Source organism: Brevibacterium sp. 50QC2O2, from assembly GCF_024580675.1.
Lineage (GTDB): Bacteria > Actinomycetota > Actinomycetes > Actinomycetales > Brevibacteriaceae > Brevibacterium > Brevibacterium moorei.
Genome location: NZ_JANIJZ010000003.1, coordinates 104551 through 124921, shown reverse-complemented (window position 1 = coordinate 124921; position 20371 = coordinate 104551). Strand labels below are relative to the sequence as shown.

General features: G+C 68.2%; 17 protein-coding genes, 1 tRNA gene and 1 pseudogene. 7 read left to right on the top strand and 12 right to left on the bottom strand.

What is annotated here, in order from left to right; genetic code table 11:
• Positions 1-12 precede the first annotated feature (12 nt).
• The 5 genes and pseudogenes from NQ038_RS03690 to NQ038_RS03670 all read right to left on the bottom strand — a co-directional run bounded on the left by NQ038_RS03690 (position 13) and on the right by NQ038_RS03670 (position 5541).
• A complete protein-coding gene (locus NQ038_RS03690; protein ID WP_257047581.1) occupies positions 13-1452 on the bottom strand; it encodes an NCS2 family permease in 1440 nt (479 codons plus the stop codon).
• Between the two features lie 88 nt (positions 1453-1540).
• A pseudogene (locus NQ038_RS03685) lies at positions 1541-2470 on the bottom strand (SPFH domain-containing protein); the annotation flags it as partial.
• A gap of 107 nt (positions 2471-2577) precedes the next feature.
• Positions 2578-2654 (bottom strand) — tRNA-Thr (locus tag NQ038_RS03680).
• Positions 2655-2763: 109 nt separating this feature from the next.
• Positions 2764-3624 carry a DsbA family protein gene (locus NQ038_RS03675; RefSeq protein ID WP_257047580.1) on the bottom strand — a complete coding sequence of 287 codons (861 nt, stop codon included), beginning with the start codon at positions 3622-3624 and terminating at the stop codon, positions 2764-2766.
• 138 nt (positions 3625-3762) lie between these two features.
• Positions 3763-5541: a serine/threonine-protein kinase gene (locus NQ038_RS03670; RefSeq protein ID WP_257047579.1), complete on the bottom strand. Its 1779-nt coding sequence runs from the start codon at positions 5539-5541 to the stop codon at positions 3763-3765.
• A gap of 119 nt (positions 5542-5660) precedes the next feature.
• Between NQ038_RS03670 and NQ038_RS03665 the strand changes: the two genes are divergently transcribed.
• Both NQ038_RS03665 and NQ038_RS03660 read left to right on the top strand, forming a co-directional pair.
• Complete coding sequence (locus NQ038_RS03665; protein ID WP_257047578.1) at positions 5661-7199, top strand: trehalose-6-phosphate synthase; 1539 nt, start codon at positions 5661-5663, stop codon at positions 7197-7199.
• Complete coding sequence (locus tag NQ038_RS03660; RefSeq protein WP_257047577.1) at positions 7183-8106, top strand: trehalose-phosphatase; 924 nt, start codon at positions 7183-7185, stop codon at positions 8104-8106. The genes NQ038_RS03665 and NQ038_RS03660 overlap by 17 nt, the downstream gene beginning before the upstream one ends.
• A 13-nt stretch (positions 8107-8119) precedes the next feature.
• On the opposite strand, the gene NQ038_RS03655 is transcribed toward NQ038_RS03660, so the two are convergent.
• Both NQ038_RS03655 and NQ038_RS03650 read right to left on the bottom strand, forming a co-directional pair.
• Positions 8120-9184: a LacI family DNA-binding transcriptional regulator gene (locus tag NQ038_RS03655; RefSeq protein WP_257047575.1), complete on the bottom strand. Its 1065-nt coding sequence runs from the start codon at positions 9182-9184 to the stop codon at positions 8120-8122.
• Positions 9181-10176, bottom strand: a complete 996-nt coding sequence (locus NQ038_RS03650) for a LacI family DNA-binding transcriptional regulator (protein ID WP_257047574.1) — start codon at positions 10174-10176, stop codon at positions 9181-9183. Before NQ038_RS03650 ends, NQ038_RS03655 begins: the two co-directional genes overlap by 4 nt.
• A gap of 142 nt (positions 10177-10318) precedes the next feature.
• Between NQ038_RS03650 and NQ038_RS03645 the strand changes: the two genes are divergently transcribed.
• From NQ038_RS03645 to NQ038_RS03635, 3 genes are all read left to right on the top strand, one after another.
• Positions 10319-11035 carry an ABC transporter ATP-binding protein gene (locus tag NQ038_RS03645; protein WP_257047573.1) on the top strand — a complete coding sequence of 239 codons (717 nt, stop codon included), beginning with the start codon at positions 10319-10321 and terminating at the stop codon, positions 11033-11035.
• An 18-nt stretch (positions 11036-11053) separates the two neighbouring features.
• A complete protein-coding gene (locus tag NQ038_RS03640; protein ID WP_373456773.1) occupies positions 11054-11857 on the top strand; it encodes an SDR family NAD(P)-dependent oxidoreductase in 804 nt (267 codons plus the stop codon).
• A gap of 169 nt (positions 11858-12026) precedes the next feature.
• Positions 12027-13370: an MFS transporter gene (locus NQ038_RS03635; RefSeq protein ID WP_257061863.1), complete on the top strand. Its 1344-nt coding sequence runs from the start codon at positions 12027-12029 to the stop codon at positions 13368-13370.
• Between the two features lie 149 nt (positions 13371-13519).
• Here NQ038_RS03635 and NQ038_RS03630 read toward each other — a convergent pair whose 3' ends face one another.
• The 4 genes from NQ038_RS03630 to adhP form a co-directional block, all read right to left on the bottom strand.
• On the bottom strand, positions 13520-14284 hold the full coding sequence (locus NQ038_RS03630) for a YceI family protein (RefSeq protein WP_257061862.1): 765 nt from the start codon (positions 14282-14284) through the stop codon (positions 13520-13522).
• A 116-nt stretch (positions 14285-14400) separates the two neighbouring features.
• Complete coding sequence (rlmB, locus tag NQ038_RS03625; RefSeq protein WP_257048760.1) at positions 14401-15348, bottom strand: 23S rRNA (guanosine(2251)-2'-O)-methyltransferase RlmB; 948 nt, start codon at positions 15346-15348, stop codon at positions 14401-14403.
• Positions 15348-16832 (bottom strand): cysteine--tRNA ligase, encoded by a 1485-nt coding sequence (gene cysS / locus NQ038_RS03620; RefSeq protein WP_257061861.1) that lies wholly within the window; start codon positions 16830-16832, stop codon positions 15348-15350. The genes rlmB and cysS overlap by 1 nt, the downstream gene beginning before the upstream one ends.
• 150 nt (positions 16833-16982) lie before the next feature.
• Complete coding sequence (gene adhP / locus NQ038_RS03615) at positions 16983-18005, bottom strand: alcohol dehydrogenase AdhP (protein WP_257048763.1); 1023 nt, start codon at positions 18003-18005, stop codon at positions 16983-16985.
• Positions 18006-18265: 260 nt separating this feature from the next.
• Here adhP and NQ038_RS03610 point away from each other — a divergent pair, with 260 nt between their 5' ends.
• Positions 18266-19357 (top strand): S-(hydroxymethyl)mycothiol dehydrogenase, encoded by a 1092-nt coding sequence (locus NQ038_RS03610; protein ID WP_257048764.1) that lies wholly within the window; start codon positions 18266-18268, stop codon positions 19355-19357.
• Positions 19357-19998 (top strand): MBL fold metallo-hydrolase, encoded by a 642-nt coding sequence (locus NQ038_RS03605; protein ID WP_257048765.1) that lies wholly within the window; start codon positions 19357-19359, stop codon positions 19996-19998. Before NQ038_RS03610 ends, NQ038_RS03605 begins: the two co-directional genes overlap by 1 nt.
• An 88-nt stretch (positions 19999-20086) precedes the next feature.
• Here the strand turns inward: NQ038_RS03605 and NQ038_RS03600 are convergent, their stop codons facing one another.
• Positions 20087-20308, bottom strand: coding sequence for an XRE family transcriptional regulator (locus NQ038_RS03600; RefSeq protein WP_257048766.1), 222 nt, complete (start codon positions 20306-20308; stop codon positions 20087-20089).
• Positions 20309-20371 lie beyond the last annotated feature (63 nt).

The window sequence follows — 20371 nt, the reverse complement described above, 5'->3', positions numbered from 1 at the left end:
CCGGCCCCGGGCTCAGGACAGAACGGCCTCCAGCGGACCGGAGACGAAGTAGACGACGAAGATCGCGGCGGTGACGTACATCAGCGGGTGGACTTCGCGCCCGTGCCCGCGCAGGAGTTTGATGACCGAGTAGCTGATGAAGCCCGCCCCGATCCCGTTCGTGATCGAGTAGCTGAAGGGCATGAGCACGATCGTCATGAACGCGGGGATCGCGATCTCCACGTCGGTCCAGTCGATGTCGGTGACCTGCTGCATCATGAGGAAGCCGACGAGCACCAGGGTAGGGGCCGCGGCCTCGGAGGGGATGATGCCGGCCAGCGGGGCCAGCACGATCGTCACCAGCAGCAGGCCGCCTGTGATGATATTGGCAAGGCCCGTGCGGGCGCCCTCGCCGGCACCCACCGTCGACTCCACGAAGGCGGAGTTCGCGCTGGTCCCGCCCAGCCCGCCGCCGATCGCGCCGAGCGCATCGGCCACGAGGATCCGCTTCGTGCGTGGGATCTCACCGACTTCATCGTAGATCTTCCCGGTCTTGGCCACGCCCACCATGGTGCCCAACAGGTCGAAGAAGTTCGTCAGCAGCAGGGTGAACACGGTCAGGATCGTCACCACAACACCCACGTGGTCGAAGGACCCCAGCAGGTTGAACCGCCCCAGGACGGACAGGTCGGGCAGGCTGAACCAGTTCTGGTTCAGTGCCGGAACGGTCAGGCCCCATCCGGTCGGGTTGGCGATTTCACCGTCGTCGCCGGTCTTGGGCCCGATGGAGAAGACCGCCTGGAGCACGATGGCCAGCACGGTGGCGCCGAGGATCGAGTACAGGATCGCACCGCGGACCTTGGCGGCCCACATGACGAACAGTGCCAGCAGTGCGAGGACGAAGACCAGGATGGGCCAGCCGGACAGGAAGCCGCCCTGTCCCAGCTCCAGGCCGTTTCCGCTGCCCTTGTGGATGAAGCCCGCGTTGATCATCCCGATGAGCGCGATGAACAAACCGATACCCACACTGATCGCGGTCTTCAGCTGTGCGGGAACGGCGTCGAAGATCGCCTTGCGGAACCCCGTGAGGACCAGGATGAGCAGGATGACGCCCTCGATGACCACCAGGCCCATGGCATCGGCCCAGGTCATCCCGGGGATCGTGACGACCCCGTAGGTGATGAAGGCGCTCATCCCCAGCGAGGACGAGACCGCCATCGGGAAGTTCCCCAGCAGCCCCATGAGGATGGTCAGCACCCCGGACACCAGGGATGTCGCGGCGGCGACCGCTACGGTGTTCGGCTCACTCCCACCGCCTAAGTAGGCGCCGGTGGAATCCTGGGCTGTGCCGATGATGATGGGGTTGAGAACGACGATATAGGCCATCGCCAGGAAGGTCGCCAGACCACCCCGGAGTTCCTGGCCGACGGTCGATCCGCGCTTGGTGATCGCGAAGAAACGGTCGAGAATCATTCCTCAGGAATACCATGTGCGCCGACTGACTGTCAGCTGCAAGTCCCCGGATGTGATGGGATTCGCCCTCCGGGGCCCCATCACCTCAGGATTCGCGTGCGGCCTGGGCCGTGAGCAGGGTGTTGCGGATCTCCTTGTTCAGTTCGCCCAACGAACCCGGGTTCGACGGCAGCAACAGCACATTCGACTTCCCATTGCGGGCCACGTCCTGCATCGTGTCGAAGTACTGGGTCATCAGCAACAGCTGTTCGGCGGTGTCCTCGATACCCACCTGCTTGAGCATTTCGTACTGCTCGGCGATGCCCATGGCGATCGCCTTGCGCTGGGCCGCCACGCCCTCGCCCTGCAGCCGCTTGGATTCCGCCTCGGCCTCGGCCTGTGTCACCCGCTTGATCTTATCGGCCTCCGCCAGGGCCTGGGCGGCCACGCGGTCGCGCTGAGCGGCGTTGATCGAGTTCATCGAATCGCGCACCCGCGAGTCCGGCGAGATGTCGGTGACCAGGGTGTTCACGATCCGGAAACCGTAGCGGGCCATCGACTCCGAGAGCCGGTGTTCGACGCTGGTGGCGATATCGTCCTTCGATTCGAATGCGGTGTCCAGGGTCAGCGTCGACAACGAGGAGCGCACGGTGTCGAAGACATAGGAGCGGATCTGTTCCTCCGGGTTGGCCAGGCGGTAGTAGGCGTCGACGACGCTCTCCTCCGCCACGACGTACTGCACGGCCACCGGGACCATGACGAAGACATTGTCCTTCGTCTTCGTCTCGATGTTGACCTCCAGCTGCTGGACCCGCAGGGAGATGGGCCGGGTGGTCGTCTCGACGAAGGGCATCTTGGTGTTCAGGCCCGGTTTGGCGACTTTCTGGAACTTGCCGAAGCGCTCGACGATGACATTCTCCTGCGTGTGCACCGTGAAGAAGATACTGGTGCGCAGGCCGCTGAACAACAGGATCGCCAGCACCACCACGACGACGACGATGACGACCAGGATGACGATGAGTAGGGCTAACGGGTCCATGACCGGCTCCTTTGCATTGGGCGGACTGTCGTATATCCACCCTACGGGAAAGGCCGCCCCATGTCTGCGCGGGTGCGCACTCTGCCACTGTGTGCACAGGTGCGAGGTGGAGCCCCCAGTCGGATTCGAACCGACGACCCCCTGTTTACAAGACAGGTGCTCTGGCCAACTGAGCTATGGAGGCGGGGCGCTGCCGGATAACCGGAAGCGCACCGACTAAACGATCATAGAGCACCGGGTGGGCCGGACGCCATTCGGCCCGACCCGCCCAGTGCCCGCGCGACCGGGGCGGTTCAGCCGCGGGCCACTGCCTCGGCGAACTTCGAGGGGTCGGACCAGTCGCTGATGTCATTGCCGTTGACCTGGATCCGCGGGGTCTGCGTCAGCCCATCGTTCAGGGCGTCCTGCGTGGCCTTGCCGACGTACTTGCCGAAGGTCTGGTCGGTGATGCACTGGGAGACGGTCTTCTCCGGGTCCGTGGCCAGCTTGGCGTCCAGGTCGATGCCGCCCTTCTTGACCATGGCCTTCAGCTCAACATCGGTCTTGCCGTTGCTCTGCTCCTCCGGCTGTTCGGCGAACAGCGCCTGGGCCATTTCAGGGAACTTCCCGCCCTGACCGGAGTCCACGGCGCAGTAGGCGGCGTTGGTGGCGCGGGTCGAGTACTTATTGCCCAGCGACTGGTCGTCCAGCAGGCCCAGCGGGTAGTACTCCAGCGCGATCTTCTTCTCGCCGGCCCACTTGATGAGGTTGGCGCCATTGGTCTGCTCGAAGCTGTTGCAGGCCGGACACTGGAAGTCCATGAAGACCTTGACCGTCGGCGCCGAATCCGGAATGCCACTGTCCTTGAACGGGGTCAGACCCTCCGGCACGTCCTTGCCGTCGGCATCCTTGGGGGCGACGGCCTTGAAGGTGTCCTTGCCGTCGGGGGCGACCGCGATCATTCCGCCGGCCATCGCCTTGGGCGAGTCGACCGGGGCGTTCGAGCGCACGACCAGGACTGTGACGACGACGATCACCGCGACGATGACCACGGCGAAGCCGGAGTACAGGAGTGTCTTCGCGGTCTTGTCCCGCTTCGCCTGGGCCGCGGCGATCTGCCGTGCCTTTTCACGCGCGGCCTTGCGACGATCGTCGGCCGAGGAGTTCTTTGCCATTGTCCCTCACGATGAGTGGTTGTTTGATCGGTGGACGGCCGGAACCGTCCGCGCACCATCATACGGGGGCCGGGTGGGCCCGAGGATCAGCGAATACTCATACTTGTTGAACCTGCAATCATTTTGTGGCCCGTGCCTCTACCGCAAGCCGCCCTGTGCCAGATTCGCCCATTCCAGCGGATCCACGGTCAGGGGCCACCAGTACACGGTCTCATCGCTGAACCCGGTGACCGCGGCGACCAGAGCGAGCACCAGCAGCACCACCGTGACGGTCCCCTGTGCCCAGGGGTTGCCGGCGGTCATCCCGCGCGCCAGGCCCGCGGATCCGCTGCGCAGATTCCTGCCACCGGGTCCCAACCAGAGCACCACCCCGCCGGTCACCCCACCGGCCAGCAGTGCTGCGTGTTCCCCCGTGCCGCCGGGCAGCCAGTCGACTATTCCCAAGCTCACCAGTACGGTCACCGCGCCGGCGGCCAGGACGGGCAGGGTCATACTGAGCGCCGAGGTGAGAACCGCGACGACGAACCCGCCCGGCACCCCTACGAAGTCGCCGATCCCGGTGCGCCCCGGGGGGCCGTAGAAGGATGCGCGCCTGATCCGGCGGGCCACCACTCCGGCGGCGGGCCGGGCCAGCAGCTGCCAGGCGTAGGCGGCCAGCAGCACGATGACGGGCGCCGTGGCGCTCAGGCACACGGCCAGCACGGCCAGGGCGAAGACCATCCAGCCCCCGCCGGCCCTGGAGGGGCGCGGTTGCGGCCGGTACTGTTGCCCGGCGCCATAGGGTTCGCCCCGGCGATACGGCTCGGACTCCCCCGGCCAGGGCCGGCTCGGATCGGACACCGGAACCGGCCGGTAGGGCTCGATCCCGGGTGCCGGCGCGCCCCATCGTACGGGTTCGACGGGTCCCCCGGGTTCGGCACGGGCTACGGGCTCGGCATGGCCGGTCGGATGGTATGCGGGCCCGACCGGCGCCTGTGCGACCCGGGTGGGCGGTTCGGCCGGCATCACCCGGGTGGCGGCGGGGACGACACGGGTCGCGGCCGTGTTCCCCGGCACCCCGGATCCGGCCCCGGACCCGGGCAGCACAGTGGTGGGCGCATCCGCGGCGACCGGGAGGACCGGCATCTGCCCGGCCTCGATGTCGACCAGTGCGGAAAGGATCTGGGCGGCGGCCGGGCGGGCGGCCGGATCCGGGTCGAGGCATGCGGTGAGCAGCGGCACGAAGCGCGCGGGCACGCCGTCGAGCTGGGCACGGCCTATCGCCACTCTCCCCAGTACGGCTTCCAAGGGTCCGGATCCGAAGGGATTGCGACCACTCGCGGCGAAGGCCACGGTGGCACCCCAGCCCCACCAGTCCGTCGCCGGGGTGGCCGTGTGCCCGTCTGCCAGTTCCGGACTGAGATAGCCGGGTGTGCCCATCACCAGGCCCGTCGCCGTGACCTGGACGTCGTCGGCGGCCTGGGCGATGCCGAAATCGATGACCATCGGTTCGCCGTCTGCGATCATGACATTGGCGGGTTTGAGGTCGCGGTGGACGACCCCGGCCGCGTGCACGGCCTCCAGGGCGTCGAGCAGGGCATGGCCGAAGTGGACGAGTTCCGCCTCGTCGAAGGGTCCGTGGGACCGCACATCGGCCGACAGCGTCGGGCCGGCGACGTACTGGGTGACGATGAAGGGCCGTTCCGCGTCTAGTTCGGCATAGTAGACCTCGGCGATACGGGGATGACGGATGCGGCGCAGGGTGCGCACCTCGCGGGCCAGACGTGCCCTGGCGGCCACGTCTCCGGCGATATAGGGGTGCAGCACCTTGATCGCCACCGGCTGCCCGGCCCGGTCGTAGCCCAGGTACACCACGCCCATGCCACCGGAGCCCAATTCGCGCTCCAGGCGGTATCCGCCGATTTCTGTCAGTACCATTCCACATACGCTACCGGCGAAGTCTGACACGACTCTTAGACCCGGCCCGCCGGGCTGCGACCGGCGCGGGACTTCCGGGCGCCGACAGGAGATAATGGTCACAGACGAAAGGTGCACACATGGTCCGTCCCACAGACAGCTACACCACCGAGCCACATCGCGTCGACCCGCCCACCCAGGGCGCCGACTTCGTGGTCGTGGCCAACCGGCTCCCGGTCGACCGCGACACATCGGCGGATGCCGATCCCGCAGACGGTCCCGTCTGGCGCACCTCCCCCGGCGGCCTGGTCACCGCGGTGATGCCCGTGATGCGGGCCCGCGAGGGCGCCTGGATCGGCTGGGCGGGCACCGCCGACGAACTATTCGACCCCTTCGACTTGGACGATATGCACCTGGTGCCCGTGCGGCTGGGCACCGAGGACATCCACAACTACTACGAGGGCTTCTCCAACGCCACTCTGTGGCCGCTGTGCCACGATGTCATCGTCGCCCCGGAATATCACCGCACCTGGTGGGATTCCTACGTCCGCGTCAACCACCGCTTCGCCGCCCGGGTGGCGCTCGAGGCCGCGCGCGGGGCGACCGTGTGGGTGCAGGACTACCAGCTCTTCCTGGTCCCGCAGATGCTGCGCGCCATGCGGCCGGACCTGCGCATCGGCTTCTTCCTGCACATCCCGTTCCCACCCTGGGAGATCTTCTCCCAGCTGCCCTGGCGTTCGGCGATCCTGCGCGGCATCCTGGGCGCGGACCTGGTGGGCTTCCAGCGCCCGGCCGATGCCGCGAACTTCCGCCGTGCCGTGCGCATCAAGTTGGGTATGACGACGAAGGACGACGTCATCCGGATCCCGGCCGTCCCTGGCACCGATGAGGACGATCCGGGCACACCCATCCGCTATGCCGTGGCCAGGCACTTCCCGATCTCGATCGACACCGCCGACCTCGAGGCCCAGGCCGCCGACCCCGCGACCATCGCCAGAGCCGCGCAGATCCGCGAGGAGCTGGGCGACCCCCGGATCCTGATGCTGGGGGTGGACCGGATGGACTATACGAAGGGCATCCGGCACCGCCTCAAGGCGCTCGAGGAGCTGCTGGGCGATAAACGGATCTCGAACGAGGACATCACGTTCATCCAGATCGCCACGCCCAGCCGGGAAAGACTCGACGAATACCAGCAGATCCGCACGGACGTGGAGCTGGCCGTCGGCCGGATCAACGGGGAGTACTCCTCCTTGGACAATCAGGTGGTCCACTACTTCCACCATTCCTATCCGCGGGAGGAGATGACCGCCTTCTACCTGGCCGCCGATGTCATGCTGGTCACCGCTCTGCGCGACGGCATGAACCTGGTCGCCAAAGAATACGTGGCGTGCCGGACGAACAACGACGGGGTGCTGGTGCTCAGCGAGTTCGCCGGAGCCGCCGACCAGCTGCGACAGGCCGTGCAGGTCAATCCGCACGACATCACAGGGCTCAAGGACGCGATCCAGCTGGCCACCGAGATGCCCCTGAAGGAACAGCGCAAGCGGATGAAGCCGATGCGCGCCAAGCTCGGCCACGAGAACGTCCAGGCCTGGTCCCACGAATTCCTCGACGCACTCGACACCGTCGCCGACACCCAGGACGAGCTCTCGGAGCGGCTGCATGACCGCCGAGGTTGAACCCCTCGCGCTCGACGCCGCGGGAACGACGCTCAGGTCCCGAACACTGAACGCGCTGGCCGCGACCCCGCGGCTGCTGGTCGCCCTCGATTTCGACGGGGTCCTGGCGGAACTGGTCGACGACCCCCTGGACAGCCGGCCGCTGCCGGGCGCACACCGGGCCCTGGCCCGGTTGGCCGAACTCGACGACACCTATACCGCCTACATCACCGGACGTGACCTGGCAGGTCTGCGCAGGGTGGCCGATCCGCATCCGGCCGCCCTGCTCATCGGTTCCCATGGCGCCCAGACCGATCTGAGCGGCTTGGGCGAACCCGCCGATGCCCCAACGTCCGGGACCGGCGGCGCGACGGCGTCCGGGGCCGGCGGGCCGGAGGACTCCGGCGAGCTGCCCCAGGACCGCGAGGCGGAACTCCTCGCCCAGCTCGACGAAGTACAGGACGAGCTCGTCGGCATGCGGCTGCGCGCCGGTCTGTCCGCCGACTGGCGGGTCGAGGTCAAACCCCTCTCCCGGGTGTTCCACACCCGGGGTGTCGACCCCGCGCAGACCCGCTGGCTCCACACCGGGCTCAGCGAGCGGCTGGACGGCCTGCCCCTGCGCCGGGTGCCGGGCCACGACATCGTCGAATACGCGGTCCGCCACAGCACGAAGGGCGGCGGGCTCGACCGGGTCATCGCGGCCACCGGTGCCACCGGCGCACTCTACGCGGGAGACGACGTAACGGACGAGGACGCCTTCGCCCATCTGTCACGGGCCGTGGCCGGCCCGGATCTGCCGGTGCGCCTCGGGGTGTCGATCAAGGTGGGGCCTGGCCCCAGCGCGGCCGGGCACCGACTGGCCGACCCGCCGGCCGTCGCCGGGTTCCTGGGCGATCTGGCCCGCCTCAGGGCGCAGCGCGTCGGCTGAGCCCACAACCGGCTCAGCGTCTGCGCAGCGGCGCCTCCGAGCGGCGCAGCACCAGGTCGGGGATGACGACCAGCGGTCGTGTGTGAGTCGTTGCGCTGAGCTCGCGCACCGCGGACTCGGCGATGATGCTCCAGGGAAACGCCAGCTGGGTCATCGGCGGGTCCAGCACCGCGGCCTCGGGCATCTCCCCCACAGTGACCACGGAGACGTGCTCGGGCACCCGCAGGCCCCGCCGCCGCGCGGCCTCGAGCACACCGAAGCTCAGGGCCGGAGCACAGCTGATGATGGCGCTAACTCCGCCGCCCAGCAGTTCATCGGCCGCCCGGGTTCCGGCCAGGAGAATGGGCTGGGCCCGGGTGACGGGCGCCTGATCGCGCGAGGCCATGATGTGCAGCCCCGCGGCCAGTTCCCGCCTGAACGCCCCGACCAGGGTCGCCGACCCGGGCGCCTCCGGTACCGCCAGACCGATCCGGGTGTGCCCCAGCTGGATCAGGTGACCGACCGCGGTGGCGACGCCGGCCGCCCGGTCCAGCGCGATCGCCCCGGCGCCGGGCACCCCCGCCTGTTCGGTATCCCCCTCCTCGCCGGCCGAACCGATGCGCACCGTGGGGATTCCCAGCTCTCGCACCTGCAGGGCGTACTCCGGCGGCACCGCATCGCCGATCAGGATCGCCCCTGTGGCGCCCGCCTCGCGCAACATCCCAGGCCGCCAGGGAAGATCCGTGCCGATGTAGACCTGCAGGGCGATCCGGCCGGCCACGGACAGGGTCCGCACGAGCTCCTGCTGCAGTCGCTCATAGGCGTCGACCTCGGCTGCCAGCGGGCGCCGCTGGACGAGTGCGACGGGGCCGGGCCCGGTCGCCGCGGCCGGCGCGCCCTCGGCCACGCCCAGAGCGCCCAGCGCCACGTGCACGGCCCGCCGGGCCCGCTCGCTGGGACCGGGCAGTCCGCGCAGCACGCGCGACACGGTGGCCGGCGACAGTCCCGAGGCTGCGCCGATCGCGGCCAGGGTGGGTCGGCCTGCGCGGGGGCCCCCTCTCCCGGCCCCCTGCGACGGATTGGTCTGGGCCGGGCTCATCCGCGCAGCACCGCCGCCGAGGATTCGCGCGCCATCAACTGGGGCCGAAAGTTCGGCGGCACGGTGGCCGCCGACAGCCCGGGCAGACCCAGCAGCCGGCCGGTGCTGCCGGCCAGCGCCCCCGCCAGCCCCGCGATGTCGAAGGCGAGCATCGTCGTCGCCGGGCCCGTGAAGCGATTGGTCAGTGCGTCCCCGAAACCCACCACCGACAGGTCCCTGGGCACTCGCAGGCGATGGCGCCGCATCGCCTCGAGCGTGCCGTGCAGCTGGAGGGACCCCTGCACGATCACGGCCGTACAGCGCTGTGCGTGCAGCCGGGTGGCCGCCTCGATCCCGCCGGAGAACGACCGGGGCGCGCGTGCGATCCAGGTGGGCACATCCGCGTTGTATCCGCGCACCGGATGTTCGGCCACGAAGCGGGAGGCCAGCAGTTCGGCCAGGTCTCCGGCGTCATTGCAGATCAGGCCGATCCGCCGGTGGCCCAATGCTCCCAAGTGTTCGAAGGCCAGGCTCAGCCCACCGGTCAGGTCCAGCCTGGCGGCCACCAGATCGGCGTCGACGGCTCCCGGCCCCGGCGGGAGAAGGGGTTGACGCGATTCGTTCAGCCGGATGACGGGCACGTCGACGTCCAGACTGGTGAAGGTGGGAGTGACCACGGCAACGACCCCTGCGGCGATCGCCTGCTGCAGCCCCCTGTCCTCGGCGTCGAGGAAGACGGGCACCGCCGCGGCGCCGGCGCCCTGCAGATGGGCTGAGACAGTACGGCAGACCTCGGACTGCCAGTGTTCGGGGGCTGCAGGGGCTGCAACCGCCACGAGTCGGGCGACGCTCGGTTCGAGCAGGGTCGAGCGGTGGTAGCCGGTCGCCGTAAGCGCCGCCATGACCCGCTCACGGGTGCCGGCCGCGACGGTGCCGCGCCCGCCGAGGACGCGCGAAACGGTCGTCACCGACACCCCGGCGGCGCGTGCGACGTCTTCCAATCCGACCCTCATGCTCTAAGTCTACGGAGCTCCTGGCGACCCGCGCGGGTCGCCAGGGCGGGCCGACCGGCGGGTGTTGACGTACAAGACGGATGAACCCCTAAAATGAGATATAGATAACATTTCAAGACGTGCCTGGATGGGAGGTCGGTCGATGGCGACGCTGCTGGCCAGAGCCCTGGAGCACCGCTACCCCCATCAGCCGGCACCCGGCCTCGCCGGGGTGGACCTCGACATCGCCGAAGGGGAAACGGTATGCGTCGTGGGCCCGCTGGGCAGTGGCAAGACCACCCTGTTGCGCATCCTCTCCGGGGCCGAACCCCGGCACAACGGCCGGGTGCTCATCGACGGGGAGGACGTCACCGGCCTCGACGCCGAACACCGCGGGGTCAACCGCGTCTTCGACCGGCACCGCCTCTATCCGCATATGACCCTGGCGGAGAACCTCTCCTTTCCCCTCCTGCTCTACGGAGTCGGCCGGGAACGGGCCAGGGAACGGGTCCTAGCGGCCACCACCCGGCTGGGAATCGTCGAGCACCTCGACCAGCGGGCCTCGGGTCTGGGCCCGGAGCTGCTGCCCCACGTCTCGGCCGCCCGCGCCCTGGTCGCCCGCCCCCGGATACTGATAGCCGACGATCCGCTGCGCAATCTGGCGCCGGACGAACGGAGCCGGACCGCAAAGACGCTGGCGCTCATCCTGCGCCGGATGGGCCTGACCACCGTCTACGCCACGACCGATGCCGAAGAGGCCCTGGTCCTGGGCGGTCGGATCGTGCACCTGGACTCCGGCCGGATCGTCTCAGGACACGACACCGCTGTCCTGCCCGCAACTGCGGGCACTAGGCTGGCGGAGAACAGGCAAAGACGCTAGACAACGAAAGGCATGCAGATGAGCCAGTCGGCCTCAGATCTTCCCAACATCCACGGACTCTTCGACCTCACGGGCAAGCTGGCGGTCGTCGTCGGCTCGGCCTCCGGACTGGGTCAGGCGACCGCGATCGGACTGGCGGACGCCGGGGCCGAGGTCGTCTGCGCCGATCTCAACGCCGAGGGCGCCAGGGAGACCGCCGGAATCATCGCCGCCCGCGGCGGTAAGTCCCACTACGCGGGCGTCGACGTCACGGACACCGCCGAGGTCCAGCAGTTGGCCGATACCTATTCCCAAGCGGAGATCCTGGTCACCACGCCCGGCCTGAACGTCCGCAAGCGCGTGCTCGACACCGTCGACGATGAGTTCGACCGGGTGATCGACATCAACCTCAAGGGCACCTACCGCCTGATGAAGGCCTTCGGCGCGCATATGGCCGCAGCCGGACGGGGCTCGCTCATCGCCTTCGCTAGCTTCCGTGCGCTCGTGATCGAACCAGGGCAGGGCCTTTACGCCGCGGCCAAGGCCGGTGTCGTGCAATTGGTCAAGACGCTGGCCAGCGAGCTGGGCGGCACCGGAGTGCGCGCCAATGCGATCCTGCCCGGTCCCTTCGACACACCGCTGACCGCGCAGATCAAGCAGGATGCCAAATGGTGGAACGCCTATGCCGACAAGGCGGCCCTGGGCCGTTGGGGCGAATTGCACGAGATCGCCGGCCCCGTGCTCTTCCTCTCCAGCGATGCCGCCAGCTACGTCACCGGTCATTCGCTGCTGGTCGACGGTGGCTGGATGGCCCAGGACGGCCGGTTCACCCCGGACGTCTGAGCCCCCGGTTCCGCCCGAGGCGACCGGCCCCCTGGTGGGCCGGTCGCCTCTGGCGTTCCACAGCAGTCCGAACTGTGAGATTTGCGGGCTCGAATAGCTTCGCCCAGGGATTTCTGTGATCTAATGAAGCGCATTGTCAGGATCACATCCCCTAGATCTGGAGCTCTCAATGGCGACGGCGATCAGCACAGACGACGCTCTGCGCAAACGCACTCTGAAAAAGGTCACATGGCGGCTCGTGCCGTTCCTGGGCCTGCTGTACTTCATCAACTACCTCGACCGGACGAACATCGGATTCGCCGGGCCCGGGGGCATGTCCGAGGACCTGAAGCTGAGCGCAACCGCCTTCGGCATCGCCTCCGGCGTGTTCTTCATCGGCTATCTGCTGCTCGAGGTGCCCTCGAACATGGCGCTGCACAAGTTCGGCGCCCGCCGCTGGATCGCGCGCATTCTGGTCAGCTGGGGCATCATCGCCGCCCTCATGTCCTTCGTCCCCTCGGCCGGCTGGCTCTACACCGCCCGGTTCGTCCTGGGCATCGCCGAGGCGGGATTCTTCCCCGGCATCATCCTCTACCTGACCTACTGGTTCCCCAAGCGCGAACGCGCGAAGGCCACCGCGCTGTTCATGCTGGCCATCCCACTGTCCACGGCGCTGGGATCGCCCGTCTCCGGTCTGATCATGGCCCACGGCCACGAGGCCTTCTTCGGCCTGGCCGGATGGCGCTTCATGTTCCTCCTCGAGGGCGTGCCCGCCATCATCCTGGGCATCATCTGCTGGTGGTTCCTGACCGATCGGCCGCGCGAGGCCAAATGGCTGGCCGCCGATGAGCGCGCATGGCTGCAGCGCCAGATGGACGATGAGGAGGCCCTGACCGCCTCCGAGTACCACGTTCCGGCCTGGAAATCCCTGGCCAGCGGTCGGGTCTGGGCACTGGCCCTGGTGTACTTCGGCATCGTCTACGGCCTCTACGCCATCAGTTTCTTCCTGCCCTCGATCATCTCGGACTTCAAAGAGCGATTCAACACCGATTTCTCGATCGTCGAGGTCGGACTGATCAACGCGATCCCCTTCGCCTGTGGTGCGCTGGTCATGTGGTTCTGGGCCAGGCACGGCGATAAGACGGGTGAGCGCGTCTGGCACGTGGCCATCCCCACGCTGATCTCGGCGGTGGCCATCCCGATCACCACGTTCATGAATTCGCCGTTCACCACCATGGTGCTCGTGTCGATCTTCGCAATGGGTGTGATGTGCGGCCTGGCGACCTTCTGGCCGCTGCCCACCGCCTTCCTGTCCGGGGCCGGAGCCGCCGCCGGCGTCGCCCTGGTCAACTCCATCGGCAACACCGCCGGCTTCTTCGCCCCCTACATCACCGGCTTCGTCAAGACGACCACCGGCTCGTCCAACGGCGGCATGTGGGTGATCGGCGCCGCCATGCTGATGGCTGCGATCATCGTCATCGCTCTGGGTGCCCTGCCCAAGAAGAAGAACGGGCTGGACGTACCACAGGGCTGAGCGAGGACCAGCCTCGACCGAGGCCTCTCCACATCGCATACGGAAACCTGCAGGGCATGCGCATATATGCGCATGCCCTGCAGGTTTCCGTATGCGATGACGCCGGTACCGGTTCTAACAGCCTGCGACCGCGCGCCCTTGTCCGGTTCTCAGCCCTTGGCCAGTTTGAGGGAGAACTCCACCGTCCCCGAATCCTCGACCTTGACGAACCCCAGGTTCGGAGCCGCGACGTCGAAGTCGGCCCAGGTCACGGGCACACTGCCCGTGAGGCTCAGCCCGCCGCCGTCGACACCGGCACGCGCTTTGGCGGTCAGGGGCTTCTTCTGCCCGTTGATCTCCAGCTCCCCCGGGAGTTCGAGTTCGATCGAATCGCCGGTGGCCCCCGCCAGGGCCCGGCCCAGGTCGACGGGTTCGCCCAGCGTGAAGGACGCCTGAGGATGGGCCTTCGTGTCGATCGCCCGGGAGGAGAAGTACCCGTCGCGGCGCTCCGAGTCCGTTTTCACCGAGGCCAAGTCCACTGTGACCGTGCCCTTTGCGAGGGCCGGTCCGCTGTCCTCGACAGTCATTTCCCCGGTCACCTTGGAGGTCCGGCCGACGACGGTGACGTCATTGCCGTTGAGGACCTCGTCCACGCGGTAGCCGGCCTGGGAGCCTTCGGAGACCCGCCAGGCGCCGACCAGGTCGGCGGCTCCGGCCGGCGGCCCACCGGTCCCGGTTGTTCCGGGCGATTCGCCCGCCGCCTCCGCAGGCTCCGCCGAATCGAAGGATTCCGGTGCCCCCGCATTCTGGCTGCGCGCGTAGATGGCCGGTAGGGCGAATGCCGCTACGGCCAGGAGAGCGACGACGAGCGCCGTCACCACCCAGGGCAGGGGACGGGCGTACCAGGGTCTGCGCGATGCGGCCGGATCAGTCATGGCCGCAGCCTACGGACCGGGTCTGACCGGGACCTGCCCTGCAGCTGTGATTGAACTGTCAATCACCAGGCTATGGACGTTCCGCCCGGGCATGGGCGGGGACGGCACAGCTCCGGCTACTGCGCCCGGTTCTTCGCCACCTCGTAGAGGGTGACGGCCGCGGCGATGCCGGCGTTGAGGGACTCGGTCGCGGCGGAGATCGGAATCGACACGATCTGATCGCAGATGTCGCCGATCAGCCGCGAGATCCCCTTGCCCTCCGAACCGACCACGATGCAGATGGGCTCCTTGGCGAAGCTCAATGAGGGAAGTTCGACGTCGCCGTCCATATCGAGGCCCAGGACGAACACGCCCTGCTTCTTCAACTCCTGCAGAGCCCTGGCCAGGTTGACCACCTGGGCCACGGGAATCCGGCTGGCCGCACCCGCCGAGGTCTTCCACGCCGCCGCCGTCATCGACGCAGCGCGGCGCTCGGGGATGATCACACCGTGCCCGCCGAAGGCCGCGGTCGAGCGCACGATCGCACCCAGGTTGCGCGGATCCGTGATCCCGTCGAGCGCCACCAACAGCGGGGTCTCGAAGCGTTCGGCCGCCAGTTCCAGCAGATCGTCCGGGTGGGCATAGGAGTACGGCGGAACCTGCAGGGCCACGCCCTGGTGGATCGCATCGTCGGTCAGCCGGTCCAGGTCCGGCTTCGTGGCCTCGAGCATGCTGATGCCCTGTTCGGCCGCCAGCGCGATGATCTCCCGGACCCGATCGTCGGATTCGATCCGGTGGGCCACATAGAGAGCGGTCGCGGGAATCCCCTGTCGCAGCGCCTCGAGCACCGAATTGCGCCCGGCCACCGTGTCGACCCCGCGTTCGCGCTTGTGCCGTCGTGCCCGGCCTGCCGCGTCCTTCTTCTGCCGATCCTGCTTGGCCTGATAGGCCTTGTGGTAGACCCGGTCCTCGGCCTTGGGCGTCGGGCCCTTACCCTCCAACGACCGTCGGCCCTTACCACCGGAGCCCTTGGTCGGACCCTTCTTCGTCTTCTTCATCGCGCCGGGGCGCCCCTGTGCGGCCATCAGTCCTGCTCCTCGTCTTTCAGCTGCCAGCGGTAGCCAGCCGGGGTGTCCTCAATGGCCACTCCGGCCTCCGCCAGCCGAGCACGGATCCCATCGGCCCGCGCATAGTCCTTTTCCGCCTTTGCGGCCAGTCTTTCCTCGGCCAGTGCTCCCACCAGCGCGTCGAGCGCAGCGTGTGCCGCGTCGTCCCCGCCGGCGCCGGTCGCCCAGTGCGGGTCGGTCGGGTTGACGCCCAGGATGTCGAGCATGAGCTCGAGCTCGCCGACGATCTGCGCCAGATCGACACGGGTCTGCGCTCCTGCGCCCGGGGCCGAGGCAATCTCCAGCGCCCTGAAGCCGGCACCCAGGTGTTCGAAGGCGACAGCGAGCGCCTGCGGGATGGCCAGATCGTCGTCCATCGCCGCGGCGAAGGCATCCGGGACCCGGGCGGCGACGCCGGCATAGCCATCCGCCGCGCTGGGCACGGCCGGGGCGGCCTCGCCGAGCAGGCCGCGGGCGCGGCTCAGCAGGTTGGCGAACCGGTCCAGGGCGGTCTGCTGGCCGGCCACCGCGGCCTCGGTGAAGTCGAGGACCGAACGGTAGTGGGCGGTGGACAGGAAATAGCGCACAGTCAGGGCCGGCAGCTTGGCGAACAGCTCGTGGGCGAAGATCGAATTGCCCAGCGACTTCGACATCTTGTCCCCGCCGACGGTCAGCAGGCCAGAGTGCATCCACAACCGGGCGAAGGGGTCGCCCGCGGCCCGCGACTGGGCCAGTTCGTTCTCGTGGTGCGGGAAGCGCAGGTCGAGACCGCCGCCGTGGATGTCGAATTCGGCACCCAGGTACTTCGTCGACATGGCCGAGCATTCGATGTGCCAACCGGGGCGGCCCCTGCCCCACGGGGTGTTCCAGGAGGCTGTCAGCGGCTCGCCCTGCTTGTGGCCCTTCCACAGGGCGAAGTCCTGCGGGCTGCGCTTGCCGTAGCGCGGCGTATCGTCGGCCGGGGACATATCCGCGGGGCGCTGGTGGGTCAGTTCCCCGTAGTCCGGCCAGGATGCGGTGTCGAAGTAGACGTCGCCGGAATCATCGGCGGCGGGATACGCATGGCCGGCATCGATCAGCCGCCCGATCAGCTCGATCATCTCCGGCACGTGGCCGGTGGCGCGGGGCTCGTAGTCAGGCGCCAGCACGCCCATCGCCTCGTAGGCGGCGGTGAAGACGCGCTCGTAATGGTACGCGTGGGCGAACCAGGTCCTGCCCTCCTCGACCGACTTGCTCAGGATCTTGTCGTCGATATCGGTGACGTTGCGGATCAGGGTGACGTCGAGGCCCCGGTAGGTCAGCCAGCGGCGCAGCTGGTCGAAGACCACGGCCGAGCGCATGTGCCCGATGTGCGGGGCACCCTGCACAGTGGCGCCACAGACGTAGATCCCGACCCGGCCCGGGGTGATGGGCCGCAGTTGTTCTACCGTGCGGGTCTGGGTGTTGTACAGCGCAATAGTCACGGACCCCAGTCTACCGGCAACGGCCGGGCGTCCGCGCCCACGGCCGAGGCCCCGCGGACGTGAGTGCGCACACTCACCTCCGCGGGGCCTCCGCTCTCGAACCGGCCGGCGCCGATCCCTCCCGTGATCTCCCGACTCAGTACTCCCGACTCAGTATTCGATGACGACGCGGCCCTCGATCTTGCCATGCCTCATCTCGTCGAGCACCTGGTTGATGTCCTCGAGGCTGCGGGTGTGGAAGGTCGGGTGGATCAGGCCGCGGGCGTAGAAGTCCAGCGCCTCCTCCAGGTCCTGCCGGGTGCCGACGATCGATCCGCGGATCGTCAGGCCCTTGAGCACGATGTCGAAGATCGGGGCGGGGAACTCGCCCGGGGGCAGCCCGTTGAAGACGATCGTGCCGCCGCGACGGGTCATGGAGATCGCCTGTCCGAAGGCCGAGGGGTGCACTGCCGTGACCAGCACACCGTGGGTGCCCCCGGTCTTCTCCTGGATCTCCGCGGCCGGATCGCCGCTCATCGCGTTGACCAGGACCTCGGCACCGTGCTTCTTGGCCAGCGCCAGCTTGTCATCGGCGACGTCGACTGCGGCCACCCGCATGCCCATCGCCACGGCGTACTGCACCGCGATATGGCCCAGCCCGCCGATGCCGGAGATCGTGACCCACTGACCGGGTCGCACCCCCGTCATCTTCAGGCCCTTGTAGACCGTGACGCCGGCGCACAGCACCGGGGCGATCTCGTTGAGGTCGGACCCCTCGGGGATGCGTGCGGCGAACTTGGTGTCGACGAGCATGTACTCGCCGAAGGACCCGTCGACGGAGTACCCGCCGTTGACCTGCTGTTCACACAGGGTCTCCCAGCCGGTCCGGCAGTACTCGCAGTCACCACAGGCCGACCACAGCCAGGCGTTGCCGACCAGATCGCCGACGGCCACGTCGGTCACGTCCTCGCCGATCGCCTCGACGCGGCCCACACCCTCGTGGCCGGGAATGAATGGCGGGGTCGGCTTGACCGGCCAGTCGCCCTCCGCGGCGTGCAGGTCGGTGTGGCAGACGCCGGACGAGATGAGCTTGACGAGTGCCTGGCCGCGGCCCGGGGTGGGGATTTCGACGTCCTTGTTGACGTCGAGGTCCTGGCCGAATTGCTTGACGACGGCCGATTTCATCGTGGTCATGATTCCTCCGTGTTCCCTTGTACCGCTGGGGCTGAAAGCCTCCGGTGCCGGGTCGCGTCTTCTTCGACGTTGGCGCCGGGCCCGATCCACTGTGAGCGGGCGGCCCCTTGTTCGTGCGGTGGCACCACCGTAGGCGGGCCCCAGTTGCATGCACGTTGCACGATGCGTTTATGCGTCCATAGACTGGACCGACCACATCTGTGGTGATGACCACACACCTGTTTTGCCGCGCAGTCGCGCCAGATCGTAATGGAGAGTGCATGCCCACCATCGTCAAGGGAATCATCGCCAGGGCCAAGGGAGAGCCGACCGAACTGACCGATATCGTCGTCCCCGACCCGGGGCCGGGCGAGGTCGTCGTCGACGTCAAGTCCTGCGGCGTGTGCCATACCGACTTCCACTACCGGCAGGGCGGGATCGGCGACAACTACCCGTATCTGCTGGGCCATGAGTCCGCCGGCGTCGTATCCGAAATCGGGCCCGGCGTGACCCACGTGGCCGTCGGCGATTTCGTCGTCCTCAACTGGCGTGCGGTGTGCGGTGAGTGCCGCGCGTGCAAGCGGGGCGAACCGCAGTACTGCTTCGCGACCTTCAACGCCACTCAGAAGATGACGCTGACCGACGGCACCGAGCTCGAGGCCGCCCTTGGCATCGGATCCTTCGCGGAGAAGACCCTGGTCGCCGCCGGACAGTGCACGAAGGTCGACGAGGCCGATCCCGCAGTCGTCGGCCTGCTCGGCTGTGGCATCATGGCCGGGATCGGTGCCGCCGTCAACACCGGCGGCGTGACCCGCGGTAAGTCGGTGGCCGTGATCGGCTGCGGCGGCGTGGGCGATGCCGCGATCGCCGGTTCCCGGCTGGCCGGGGCCAGTCCGATCATCGCGATCGACTTCGATGAGAAGAAGCTGGCCGCCGCCACCGAGCTGGGCGCCACCGACACCATCTGCTCCAAGGGCCTGAGCGAGGACGAGGTCGTCGCCGCGGTCCAGGAACTGACCGCGGGCTTCGGCGCCGATGTCGTGATCGACGCCGTGGGCCGGCCCGAAACCTGGCGGCAGGCCTTCTATGCCCGCGATCTGGCCGGCACCGTCGTGCTGGTGGGCGTGCCCACCCCCGAGATGGAACTGAGCGTGCCCCTGGCCGATGTGTTCGGCCGCGGTGGCAGCCTGAAGTCCGCCTGGTACGGCGATTGCCTGCCCGAACGCGACTTCCCCATGCTCGTCGATCTGTACAAGCAGGGCCGCCTGCCGCTGGAGAAGTTCGTCAGCGAGCGCATCTCACTCGACCAGGTCGAACAGGCCTTCGAGAAGATGGGCCGTGGCGAGGTCCTGCGCTCCGTGGTGGAGTTCTGATGGCCGCGCGGATCGAGCGCCTGCAGACAGCGGGGACGTTCTCGCTCGACGGTGGCACCTGGGAGGTGGAGAACAATGTGTGGATCGTCGGCGACGACTCCGAGGTGATCGTCATCGATCCCGCGCATTCGAGCTCCGAGGTCGCCCGGGCGGTGGGCGGGCGCCGGGTCAAGGCGATCCTGCTGACCCACGGGCACGACGATCACGTCCGTGCCGCACTTGACGCCAAGGCCGCGCTGGGCGATCCGCCGGTCCTCCTCAACCATGCGGATCTGATGCTGTGGGAAATGGTCCACCCCGGAACGGCACCGGATGGGGACATCGCGGACGGGGACGAATTCCCGGTGGCCGGAGTCACCCTGCGGGCCGTGCACACGCCGGGGCACTCCCCCGGGTCGACCTGTTTCATCCTTTCGGGGGCCGCCGAGGGGCCTGTGGTGTTCACCGGTGACACGCTGTTCAACGGTGGGCCGGGAGCCACCGGACGGTCCTATTCGAGTTTCGAGACGATCATCGAGTCGATCCGGGACCGGCTGCTCAGCCTGCCAGAAGAGACCACCGTACTCACCGGACACGGGGACTCCACCTCGATCGCGGCCGAATCCGGCCACCTGGACGAGTGGATCGCCCGCGGCCACTGAGCACGCTCCCCGAGCACACATGGTTCGCGGGGACGAGTCAGGCCCCGCGGATGATACAGCCGGACAGCACAGCGCCCGGCGGTCTGTTTCAGGCCGCCGGGCGCTGTTTGCGGGGCCGTCCGCCCTTGCCGGGGCGCGCGGCGTTCCACTTGTCTATGGTCTCGACGAGCCACCCACGGGCCCGCCCCACATAGGCGTCCGGTTCCGGCAGATTGTTCGGCAGGCTCCCCCGACTGGCCAATCCCAGGTAGTCCGCGACTTCGGCCGTGCTCAGGTAATGAGTCGCCTTCTGGCTGCGCCCGGTACTCATACTGCTCCCCCTCGTGCAGGTTCACTTTGTGCCAAGTGTGCCACAATGCGGCACCAAATGGGT

What these genes read in the sequence shown, in the direction of transcription:
- NQ038_RS03690 (WP_257047581.1), bottom strand. Translation starts at nt 1,452, where the DNA reads ATGATTCTCGACCGTTTCTTCGCGATCACCAAGCGCGGATCGACCGTC.
- NQ038_RS03675 (WP_257047580.1), bottom strand. Translation starts at nt 3,624, where the DNA reads ATGGCAAAGAACTCCTCGGCCGACGATCGTCGCAAGGCCGCGCGTGAA.
- NQ038_RS03670 (WP_257047579.1), bottom strand. Translation starts at nt 5,541, where the DNA reads ATGGTACTGACAGAAATCGGCGGATACCGCCTGGAGCGCGAATTGGGC.
- NQ038_RS03665 (WP_257047578.1), top strand. Translation starts at nt 5,661, where the DNA reads ATGGTCCGTCCCACAGACAGCTACACCACCGAGCCACATCGCGTCGAC.
- NQ038_RS03660 (WP_257047577.1), top strand. Translation starts at nt 7,183, where the DNA reads ATGACCGCCGAGGTTGAACCCCTCGCGCTCGACGCCGCGGGAACGACG.
- NQ038_RS03655 (WP_257047575.1), bottom strand. Translation starts at nt 9,184, where the DNA reads ATGAGCCCGGCCCAGACCAATCCGTCGCAGGGGGCCGGGAGAGGGGGC.
- NQ038_RS03650 (WP_257047574.1), bottom strand. Translation starts at nt 10,176, where the DNA reads ATGAGGGTCGGATTGGAAGACGTCGCACGCGCCGCCGGGGTGTCGGTG.
- NQ038_RS03645 (WP_257047573.1), top strand. Translation starts at nt 10,319, where the DNA reads ATGGCGACGCTGCTGGCCAGAGCCCTGGAGCACCGCTACCCCCATCAG.
- NQ038_RS03640 (WP_373456773.1), top strand. Translation starts at nt 11,054, where the DNA reads ATGAGCCAGTCGGCCTCAGATCTTCCCAACATCCACGGACTCTTCGAC.
- NQ038_RS03635 (WP_257061863.1), top strand. Translation starts at nt 12,027, where the DNA reads ATGGCGACGGCGATCAGCACAGACGACGCTCTGCGCAAACGCACTCTG.
- NQ038_RS03630 (WP_257061862.1), bottom strand. Translation starts at nt 14,284, where the DNA reads ATGACTGATCCGGCCGCATCGCGCAGACCCTGGTACGCCCGTCCCCTG.
- rlmB (WP_257048760.1), bottom strand. Translation starts at nt 15,348, where the DNA reads ATGGCCGCACAGGGGCGCCCCGGCGCGATGAAGAAGACGAAGAAGGGT.
- adhP (WP_257048763.1), bottom strand. Translation starts at nt 18,005, where the DNA reads ATGACCACGATGAAATCGGCCGTCGTCAAGCAATTCGGCCAGGACCTC.
- NQ038_RS03610 (WP_257048764.1), top strand. Translation starts at nt 18,266, where the DNA reads ATGCCCACCATCGTCAAGGGAATCATCGCCAGGGCCAAGGGAGAGCCG.
- NQ038_RS03605 (WP_257048765.1), top strand. Translation starts at nt 19,357, where the DNA reads ATGGCCGCGCGGATCGAGCGCCTGCAGACAGCGGGGACGTTCTCGCTC.
- NQ038_RS03600 (WP_257048766.1), bottom strand. Translation starts at nt 20,308, where the DNA reads ATGAGTACCGGGCGCAGCCAGAAGGCGACTCATTACCTGAGCACGGCC.